The sequence below is a fragment of the Streptomyces anatolicus genome (assembly GCF_019400875.1).
GTDB classification, from domain to species: domain Bacteria; phylum Actinomycetota; class Actinomycetes; order Streptomycetales; family Streptomycetaceae; genus Streptomyces; species Streptomyces anatolicus.
Genome location: NZ_WMBF01000228.1, coordinates 1 through 9,879, shown reverse-complemented (window position 1 = coordinate 9,879; position 9,879 = coordinate 1). Strand labels below are relative to the sequence as shown.

7 protein-coding genes are annotated in these 9,879 nt (G+C 72.8%); 2 read left to right on the top strand and 5 right to left on the bottom strand.

Features of this window, described 5'->3' with window-relative positions; all coding sequences use genetic code 11:
- Positions 1 to 387 (top strand): DUF6114 domain-containing protein (locus GKQ77_RS19980; RefSeq protein ID WP_258021599.1); only part of this gene is annotated, 387 nt, incomplete at its 5' end.
- An 8-nt stretch (positions 388 to 395) separates the two neighbouring features.
- Complete coding sequence (locus tag GKQ77_RS19975) at positions 396 to 1,127, top strand: hypothetical protein (protein ID WP_219690287.1); 732 nt, start codon at positions 396 to 398, stop codon at positions 1,125 to 1,127.
- Here GKQ77_RS19975 and GKQ77_RS19970 read toward each other — a convergent pair.
- The 5 genes from GKQ77_RS19970 to GKQ77_RS19950 all read right to left on the bottom strand — a co-directional run.
- Positions 1,037 to 2,347, bottom strand: a complete 1,311-nt coding sequence (locus GKQ77_RS19970) for an aldehyde dehydrogenase family protein (protein WP_219690286.1) — start codon at positions 2,345 to 2,347, stop codon at positions 1,037 to 1,039. The genes GKQ77_RS19975 and GKQ77_RS19970 overlap by 91 nt on opposite strands.
- Before the next feature lie 16 nt (positions 2,348 to 2,363).
- Positions 2,364 to 3,242 carry a hypothetical protein gene (locus GKQ77_RS19965; RefSeq protein WP_219690285.1) on the bottom strand — a complete coding sequence of 293 codons (879 nt, stop codon included), beginning with the start codon at positions 3,240 to 3,242 and terminating at the stop codon, positions 2,364 to 2,366.
- Positions 3,243 to 3,261: 19 nt separating this feature from the next.
- Positions 3,262 to 4,896: a PfaD family polyunsaturated fatty acid/polyketide biosynthesis protein gene (locus GKQ77_RS19960; RefSeq protein ID WP_219690284.1), complete on the bottom strand. Its 1,635-nt coding sequence runs from the start codon at positions 4,894 to 4,896 to the stop codon at positions 3,262 to 3,264.
- Positions 4,893 to 6,968: a hotdog family protein gene (locus GKQ77_RS33950; protein WP_219690283.1), complete on the bottom strand. Its 2,076-nt coding sequence runs from the start codon at positions 6,966 to 6,968 to the stop codon at positions 4,893 to 4,895. Before GKQ77_RS33950 ends, GKQ77_RS19960 begins: the two co-directional genes overlap by 4 nt.
- 173 nt (positions 6,969 to 7,141) lie before the next feature.
- Positions 7,142 to 9,879 (bottom strand): SDR family NAD(P)-dependent oxidoreductase (locus GKQ77_RS19950; RefSeq protein ID WP_219690282.1); only part of this gene is annotated, 2,738 nt, incomplete at its 5' end.

Sequence of the window (9,879 nt, the reverse complement as noted above, 5' to 3'; positions counted from 1 at the left end):
ATCCCGCCCCGTCCCCATCGCCCGCGCCCCGTGGCCGCCTGCCTCGTGCTCGCCCTCGCCGCCGTCGAACTGGGCGTCTTCCCGCTCGCCCGCCCCAGCCTGCTGGGCCTGCAGGGGATCAGCGGCGCCAGCGCGGTCCTCGTGGCAGCCGCCCTGCTGGCCTGTGCCGCACACCTGTGGGCACGCCCCGCCGGCGCCACCACGAGCGGTGCGGCCGCCCTCGTACTCGGACTGCTGTCCTACCCGCTCGCCAACCTCGGCGGCTTCCTGATCGGCATGTTTCTCGCTCTGCTCGGCGGTTCGCTCGCCCTGGCGTGGAGAAAGGACGAGGGCGGGTCCGAGGCGGTACCGGTACCGGTCGACGAGGCCGTCGGCGCCGAGAGGTGAGTGGACGAGTGGGACGACGCCGTGCGGCGCTGCTCCTCTGCGCCACCTGCGTGCTCGGTCTCCTCCCCGTCTCCGCCGGTGCCGATCCCGCCGTGCCGCCCGTGCGCAGGACGGCCGGTGCCGATCCGGCCGCGCCGCCCGTGCGCAAGGCCCCCACGTCGGCAGCGGCGCCCTCGGACTCGTGTACGGCAGCGGATCTCCCTGGCGCCGCTCCCGCGAGAGCGGTGCGAGCGAAAGCCGCACGAGCCGTTCTGGCGTGCTTCAAGGTCGCGGTGCCGGGCGGCCGGTCCCCGCGCGGGGCGACGCTGCGTGCCACCGGGCTCACCGTCACCGCCATGTACTGCCCCCTGGGGCACGACGTGTGCCGCGCAGCGAGTGTCACCCTGGACAACGCCCGTATCGGCTACCAGGGTTCGGACCGCGCGCCCGGCTCCTGCACGGTGGCCCGTCGCATCACCCTCTCCGGTGACGTGCGGTTCGCCGCGACGCGGCTCGGGGGCCGCGTCTTCGGCCTGCTGCCCGTGGCCCTCTCCACGGCCGCACTACCGCCCTTGCCTTTGCCCTACCTCTACTTGAGCGACGTTCACGCGACGGGTCTGTGGGCCCGCGCCGATCACGCCACCACCGACGGCACGACCATCGGCCCCGGTCAGGAGTGCGCGCCTGGTGCGCCCCAGGCCGGGGTGGGCGACGACGCCCGGTTGAATCCGATCCGGGAGGCGGGAAGCCCCGCGAACTGAGGAACCAGCTGCGCGGCGCGTGTGCGGGTGAAGACGCTGAGGTGGTTACCGGTGTGACGGGCGAGCGCCAGCGCCTCGGACCAGCGGGTGAAGGTGGTGACGAGCGCGACCGGGCCGGCCGGGGGAAGTTCGGGGAGCCTCTGGTACCAGGCGCTGTGGTCGAGGAGGGCGACCGGCTCCGGGACGGGGGGCGTCGTACCTCTGGTGCGGCTGTTCGACAGCAGAGGCGGCAGAGGTAGTAGGGGCAGAGCGCCGGATGCCGCGACGGTGGCGGACCAATCGCGCATGAGGGCGAGGTGTCCCCGGCCGGGGAGCGTGCTCTCCGGGGTGAATCGGGCGGCCTGGCCGACGAGTTGGCGCAGGAACTCGGCCCGTCGATCGGCGTGCACCGCGATGAGCGGGGTGGCCGAGCACATCCGGCCGGCACGGGAGAAGCAGGCGTCGACCGCTGCCTGGGCGGCCGCACGGGAGCATCCGTCGTGCCGCAGCACGAGAAGCCCAGGAGCCCGCGTCCCCGCGTTCCCTGACCCCGAGGTGCCGCGCAGGCAGCATTGCGGGGCGACGTCGTCCGCGTGTTCGTTCAGTACCGCTCGCAGATCCCCCGCGGTAGCCCGCTCGGAGTCCTGGCTCGGCAGCAACTGCCAGACGTGCCGGGGCAGACCAGCCCCGTGCGCCAGGAGTTTCACCGCGAGCGCGGGCACGGCGCTGCGGACGTCCACCGCGGTGACGACGGCGCTGCCGCTCACGAGTGCGGGCAGGGCGCCTTCGAGGAGGGAGGCCAGGGGCCGCCCCTCATGCACGCGTGAAGAGACCACCGCCGGTCTGTGCGGGCCGCCGTACGGGCCCGGGGCCGGGCGGGCTCGTACGGCGTGCAGGGCCTGCCGCAGACCGGACGACGCCCGCAGACCGGGCGACGCCCGCAGGCCCGACGATGCCCGCAGAACCTTGGCCACCTGGAGCAACACCTCGTCCGCTTGGCGGAGTTCGGCGGCGCAATCGCGTGGCCCGAGCCCACCCGCGTGCTGGACGACGGACCCCAGCCAGGCACTGTGGGCCCTGAGGTCTCCGCGCAGACGCATGAGCCACCGCGTGCGCTCGGCGGCCGGTGTCGGTCCCCACGCCTCCTGGGCGCAACGTGCCCGGTCGACGGCGGAACAGACGTCCGCCGCGCGGGAGAGGGGGAGGCAGAGCATGGGAAGGCCCGAGAAGGCGCTTGTCACGGTGACGCGGTCGCGGTCACCGTCCGGCGTGCCGATGCTGGCCTCCAGAGGCTTCTTCTGAGGCTTCTTCCCGGCGTGGCGGACATGCGGCGGGCAGGACGATACGTCGGCTCACCGCGGCCAGCGCGCTGCGGGGATGCAGCACGGTGACGGCGAGCGCGGTCCACGCCGCACTCCCGAGGAGTGCGCCGAACACCGTGACGGCCAGGGATGCCGCGACGGCGAGCGCGAGGCACGGGCCCAGGATCACCAACATCGCCCGCCGGACCAGGTCCAGGCCGTCCACCGGCGCGCCTCGTGCGCCTCGTGTGCCTGATGTGCCCACGCCCCCCGTTCGAAGCCGGACGTTCACCGCCAGGAGGGCCGGGATCAGCACAAGACCCATCCAGAACAGCGTCTCGGCGATGGGGGAACGAAGCCACTGGCTGAGTTCAGCCGTGCTCGGCGTGAGGGAGGTGAAGGCGGCGGGCGCGGTGGCGAGGAAGCGGCGCAGACCGGTGCCGTCCCAGCCATGGATGAGCGTGCAGAAGACGGCGATGTAGGCCACGACGAACTGCAGGCAGGCGCCCCACAGCTTGCCCCGGACCAGCAGCCCATGAGTGAGCAGGTAGCCCGCTGTGGCGCAGACCACGAGGCTCGCGCTGAAGGCCGCCAGTGCCCACGGCGGGATGGCTCGCCACGCGTACATGGTCTCCCAGCCGGGAAACCGCGTGGCCAGCCACATGCCCATCGGGATGAACAGCACCCCCATGAACAGCAGGGTGGCCAGCAGCCCTCGATCCCGGATTGCCTCTTGGCGCGGGCCGTCACCGTGGGCGTCACGCAGCCGGGTGGCGGTGGCCAGCGCACAGCCCGCCCCGATTCCGTAGGACCAGAACGGGTCGATCTGCAGCATGGGAGCGGAGAGCCCTTCTTCAGCTCGTGACGAGTGAGACGAGTGAGGGGAGCGCCGTCCCTTGGGGCTGAGGGGAGGCGCCCGCGGCCGGTACCGCGCCGGGGGCGGGGTAGGTGCCGCACAGCGAAGGCAGGCCGACACCCGCGAAACGCAGCTGAGCGAGGCGGCTGTGGTAGGCCGCGCCGGACAGCAGCGCCCGGGCGATGTCCGGGGCATGCCGATGGTCGGGGCCCTGCCAGAGCGATCCACGGGCCCAGGCGTTGAACGCGCTCATCGCCGGGCCGCACCAGATCTGGTAGTCGCCGCCGCGGTCCGGGGCGCCTTGCGTGGCCCAGCGCGAGGAGAGTCCCAGATACCAGCGGAAGAGCAGTGCCATGCGGAGCTTGGGCGTGTGCGCGGCGAGCGCCGCCTGCTCGGGCCGGTGTTGTGCGAGGTAGGCGGCCACGTCCGACCATGCATGGCCCACGGGGCGCCGCAGGATCTGTTCCTCCAGCCGCTCGAGGTCGCTCGCGGGCAGGTCCTCGAGGCTCGCGTGCTCGCGGTAGAGCCGGTAGAGCCAAGCGGCCCGGCCGGGGAACAGGGTGCCCCGCTTCAGGACCTGTACATCGACTCCCATCTCGAACATGTCGGCGGCGGGGGCCATCGCGTAGTCGCCGGGCCCGGCTTCGGCGAGCATGGCCTTCACCGCGGGCGAGGTGCCCGCTTCGACGCATCCCTGGTTGACGGAGCCGGTGACGATGTAGTCCGCGCCCATGGCGAAGGCGCCGAACGCGGCCTGGGGAGTGCCGATGCCACCGGCCGCGCCGACGCCGACGACCCCGCCGGGACGCCCGGCCGCCGCCTCGCGGTCCCGCAGGGCGATGATCAGGGGCAGTTGGGTGACCAGCGGCCGCCGGTCGGTGTGCCCGGCGGAATCGGCCTCCACGGTGAGGTCGTCGGCCAGCGCCACCCACGCGGCCAGTTCTGCCTGCTCGGCGGTGATACGCCCCTGGTGGGCGAGTTCGGCCAGGAGTTCGGCGGGGGGCGGCCGCAGGAAGAACTCGGCGGTGCTGGGCTGCGAGACCTTCGCGATGACGCGGTTGCCGGTGTGCACGGTTCCGTCCGGTGCCCCGCGCAGTCCCGCCGCGCGGTAACGGACCAGCTCCGCCGTCGGCTGGAGGAAGGCGGACGCCTCGACGCACGCCACCTGGTGGTGCAGGCAGAGGTCCACCGTTCGGCGTTCCGACGCCGGGTCGGCCGGGTCGTGGATGAGGTTGCAGGCCCAGGGGAGATCCGGGAGTTCCCGGCGCAGCCGTCGCAGCGCCTGCTCGACACGGCCGGCGGAGAGACCGGCCGCGCCGAAGGACGCCAGGTGGCCGGAGCGGGCAAGGGCGACCACCAGCTCCTCGGACGAGATGCCGCCCGCCATCGACCCCGCCATGTAGGGCTGTCGCACTCCGTGCCGCGCCAGGAAACGCGGGGCGCCCAGCGCCCGGGTGCTGACCGGTGAGGCCGCGGCCAGGACCCGCGTGCCGGAACCGGCGCCGGGGTGTTCGGCGACGACCCCGATCCGTCCCTCCTGGCGGACGACGAAACACGGCTGATCCAGCTCGCACAGGAGCGCACGGACGCCGACGGGGTCGAAGCGTACGGCCGCGTGGTCCGACGTCCTCATGGGTGACCCACCTGCTCTCCGGAACTGTCGCCCACCTGTAGGACGATGTTGTCGACCGCGTAGATGCGCAGGCCGTCGCGCCAGACGCTGCCGTCGGCCCAGGCCGTAAGGCCCTTGCCGTCCCGGTGGATCCGGCGCAGATGGATCTCGGCGTGCACCTCCTGGTGCCGCGGCAGGATCTGCCCCCGGTAGGTCCACCGGAGCTCCGCGCCGGGCGGTGTGCGCAGGGCGTGCAGCTCCTTCTCGTCGATGATGTCGGTGCACAGCAGGTAGCCCTTGACCATCTGGATCAGCAGTTCGACCCCGCAGGAGCCGGGCATGACGGGGTCGTTCAGGAAGTGGTGGGCGAAGTACCAGTCGTCCGCACGCACCGGCTTGGTGCACAGCAGGTACCCCCGGCCGTGGCTGCCGCCGTCGCGCACCAGCTCACTCTCGGTCTCCGACAGGAAGGCGAAACGTCCCTGTCCCACGGGAAGCGCCGGCAGGTCGGGCCGGACCGCGCGCACGTCGTGCGACGCCTGGCGTCTCAGCCACGGAGGGACGAGGCGGCCCCCGTCCAAGCCCTGCTGACTGGCGAGGGCGGTCTCGGTGAAGAAGCCGTGGACGCTCTCCCCCCGGTAGAACACCTCGTCGTCCACGCTGAGTTCGTATCCGTACCGCTGAAGTACCGCGCCGGGCAACGGAGTACGAGCGAGGATCCGGGTTCGCTGACGGACGGTGCGCCCGAGCAGATCAGCCCGGCGAACCATATGGTCCTTGCCCTCGAGATTGCGGACGGTGACGTTCTCGTCGGGGAACTCCAGGCTGGCGCCCAGTGCGGCCCCGACGAAGGCCGCGGCTTGGAGCGAGGACTCCAGGTACATGAGGTGGGGGACATTGCCCCCGTTCTCCCGGACGTACCAGGGGGCCGCCGGCACGTCGTACTCGGTGACGTATACGGATTCCGGCGAACCCTCGCCCTCGGCGGGGGGAGCAGTGAGCAGCCGGTCCAGCATGAGCAGGTCACCCCGGGGCAGGCGGGGGCGGACCTTCGGATGTGCCGCGTCGACGGGCGAGCCGTAGGCGACGTGCAGGTCCCCTTCGGCGGCATGGGCCATGTGCAGCTCGTTGGCGTACGCGGGTGTCTCGCCCTGTGAACCCTGTCGTACGGCGGCTCCGGGACCCACCGGGGTGCCCGGCCGCTCCCGCAGGATCACGGCCACGTTGTGCAGCCGGGCGAGGGGGCCCCGAGCGGTGTGGACGCGCATGTCGGCGACCACGTGGGGGCGGGGGACAAGGCCGATCGCCGCGATGTCCGCCTCCAGCGTGAGCGAGCCGGTGAGTTGTGCCGTGTCCAGGACCTCGATCTCCGTGCTCTTGCCCGCCCAGGGCAGCAGAGCGGGGCGAACCAGGCAGGTGTGCAGACCCTGGTGCAGTGTGTGGAGGTGCAGCGCCTGCCAGGCGGCGTCGAGCAGTGCCGGCCAGCCCGTACTCGGACCGCCGTGGCCGAGGTCGACGGTGGCCGTCAGACGACCCAGGTGGTACCGGCCCGTCTCGGCGCCGGAGTGGGTGGCCTCCGTCACGCGGCACAAGCTCCCCGGGCGCCCGGCGGCCACCATCTCCACGTCCGCCGGGCCGAGGTGGTCGCGGGTGGCGCGGGCCAGGGCACGGAACTGGCGGCTCACGCCGGGCAGCGGCCGGACCGGCCAGGCCGCTGCCTCCCTCGCGCCTTCGCCCGCCAGGCCGTGCGCCTCGGCCAGGAGCGCCGCGCCGTGGTGCACGGTCCAGCCCCAGGACCCCGCGCCCTCTGTGGCGGCCGTGGTGTCGGCACGCAGCACGGCGGCGGACGGCAGCTCGCCCTCGTGCCGATAGGTGACGCTCGCCCGCAGGAAGCCACCAGCCTCCCGGGCGGGCGTACGCCGCGCCGCCTCCCCGGCTTCGATGACCGCTGCCGGCACCGCTGGGGTGACCGGTGTCGGCGCCCCCGGGGTGGGCCGGGCGGCGCCTGCGAGCGCCCAGTGCTCAAGTGCTTGATGCGCCCGCAGGGCCGTCTCATGGGCGGTATGGACAAGCCCCGCGAGTTCCCGCGCCACGCTCACAGGGGCCTTGGAGCAGGACCGGGCGGACGGCACAGGAGCGGGCGCGGCGCAGGCCGGGGCGACCGGATTCCCGGCACTCTCTTCCGGCCACCAGGGGACTACGACAGGGGGTCCGTGAAACTGGAGATCGTCCATGGTCTCTTCGCTCGGAGTGGGGGCGTTCGCCGTCAGAGATCGGCAGGCGCGGGCACGGACGGGGGCACAGGCGCGGGCCACGCCGCGCGGGTGGCCAGTTCCGGCACGGCCACGATTCCTTTGAGGCCCTTCCAGCGCTGGAGGACGTCACCCCGCGGAGTGCACGCGGAGACCGTGCAGGTGAGTTCCAGGGGGTCCTGCGCCACAAACTCGACGACGATGACGAACGGTTCGCCATCGGGCAACGAGTCGAACAGGTCCACCTGTTCGACGGAGACCGGCAGGCAGCGGTGGCCGCACAACCGCCTGCCCAGAAGAGCCGCCGCTTGCAGAAGCAGATCGGCCGACGCCGGGCTGTACAGGGCGCCGGAGTACGCCCCACGGGCCAGCGAGGGGTCCTGGAGCCTCGCCGCGACGACGAGGCGGGTGTCGTCCTCACTCAGTACGCGGCCGAGCCCTCGCAACAGCGGCCCGTGGAACAGGAATCCGTCCGCGTACGCGGGGTGGTGGGCGTGGTCCTCGGCCCCCAGGTGTTCCAGGTGTTCCAGGCCCTCGGGGAGTCGCATACGAGGCGGGGCGTCACCGTCCGCCGTCATGGCGAAGGCGCCTTCGTAGCGGAGCAGGCGGCTGGGGCCGTCGTCATGGACCGCGACCGAGACGCCGTCGGTACGGCTGTCCCCGCCGCGCATGCTCACGCGTGCGCGTGGCGGCTCGGAGCCGTCGAGGACGAGCCCCTTGCGGACGCAGAAGTCGCGGATCCGCGTCACCGGCTTGTCGGCGTGCGCGCGTTCGACCAGGTTGATGCCCCATCCGATGGCCGCCGTCATCGGCAGCACCGGCCGCCCGTCGATGCTGTGATCACGCAGTACGGGCTCGGCGGCCAGGCCGGCAAGATCCCGCACCACTTCCATCTGGCGGGGTGGCGCCGCGGGCCGGAAGAGCGAGGCCAGTGGGCCGATGACCGTCACCATGTCATCGCCGCGTGCGGGAGCCATCTGCTGGACGAAGTGGGCACAGCCCTCCTCGCGGCTCAGGAGAGGCACACCGAGCTGGGTGAAGAGTTCCTGCGCCCGTCCCGAAGCCATCCCGCCGCGCCAGGGGCCCCAGGCCATCGCCGCCACGCGGGTGCTCGGATGTTCCTTCTTCCAGGCGCAGGCGAACCGGTTGAGCGCTTCGTTGGCCATCGCGTAGTCCGTCTGGCGCCCGTTGCCGTAGATCCCGGACACCGAGGTGAAGACGACCAGGTGGCGCAGGTTCTCCGGCTCCAGGGCGGCCAGGACATTGGCGAGGCCCGCGAGCTTGGTCCCCACCACCCGCGCGATGTCCTGCGGCTTCTTCTCCGCCAGCGGCTGGTCGGCCAGGACTCCGGCGCCGTGGAGCACACCGGTGACACGACCGGCGTACGGGGCGAGCGCGGCCCGGACCGCCTCCGCGTCACCGACGTCCGCCGCGAGGTAGGTGACATCGGCACCCGCCGCGCGCAGGGCGGCGATCGTGGCGTGCATCTCCCGCTGCTGATCGAGATTCCCGGCCTCCGCGTCGAACGGCTCGCGGGCTTCCGGATCTTCGGGAAGTTCCTCCAGGCGGGTGCGGCCCAGCAGGAGGAGCCCGCACGGCTGCTGGGCGGCGAGCGCCTCCAGGCACCAGGCGGTGATGCCCCGCGCTCCTCCTGTCACCACCAGAAGGTCGTCCGCTGCCACGCCGTGCGAAGCCGCGCCCAGGGGCAGCAGGTCGCTGGGGCCCGTGGCCAGCGTCGGCGTGCGCCGCACCTCGCCGTCCCAGCCGATCTCCGTCAGGGCGGCGGCATCGGTCATCTCGGCGAGGAACCGCGCGGCCACCTCCTTCGGCTGGAGATGGGGAGCGCAGTCAAGGACGCGGGAGTACAGACTCGGCTCCTCCACCGCGAGTGCCTTGATCAGGCCGCCGAGACCGCCGAACAACGCCTCATGCCCCAGCCCGTCCGAACCCGCGAGCCCCAGCGCCCCGTCCAGCTGCGTGACGGCCATGAACGCGGCGCGGTGGCCCGCGGCGGCCGTCTGCTTGAGAGCGGGCACCACGTGCTTGGCGACCAGCACGGCGTGGCTCAGCCGGGCAATCGCGGCATCGGTGTCGGCACTCCGCCCCCGGACGACGGGCAGCACGCACAGTCCCAGCCCCTGCGCGGACGCGGTGGCCTTGGCGAGCTGTTCGCGCAGCGTGTCCTCAGTCCAGTCGGCCAGTTCGCAGTGGCCGTCGCCGGGCGCGCCCGTCCCCGGCAGCGCGAGTCGGCGTACGTCCCATCCACGTGCTGACAGCGCGTCGGCGAGGGCGTCGGCCAGGGCGCTTCGGTCATCGAGGAGGAGAGCGGCGGGGTGTGGCCCGTACGCGTCGGCGAGGGCGTCCGCTTCGGGCAGGGGCTCAAGTGTCCAACAGGCCCGGCCGACAGGCAGCGGCGCGGCGGGCTCCCCGGCGTGTGTGTCGGGAGCGGCCAGCACGTCCGCCGAGGCGGCGGCGACCTCGATGAGGATGGCCGACAGGTCACGGACCGTGCGGGCCTGCGCGAAACGGTAGATCTCGTCACGCGGCAGAGAGGGGTAGCGGCGCCACGCCTCCGACGCGATCTCCACCTGCTTCAGGGAGTCGATGCCCAGCTCGTTCTGGATGTCCAGGGTGGGGTCGACCATCTCGAAGGTGTAGCCGGTCTTCTCCGCGACCAGCTCCCGCAGCGTCCGTTCCACCTCGGTCTGTTGCAGTGGCTCCTCGGGAGCCGTGGGCGAGGGGAGTTCCGGGG

Bases quoted from the DNA above. Each gene is read 5' to 3' on its own strand.
- GKQ77_RS19960 (WP_219690284.1), bottom strand. From the start codon at position 4,896: ATGAGGACGTCGGACCACGCGGCCGTACGCTTCGACCCCGTCGGCGTC.
- GKQ77_RS19965 (WP_219690285.1), bottom strand. From the start codon at position 3,242: ATGCTGCAGATCGACCCGTTCTGGTCCTACGGAATCGGGGCGGGCTGT.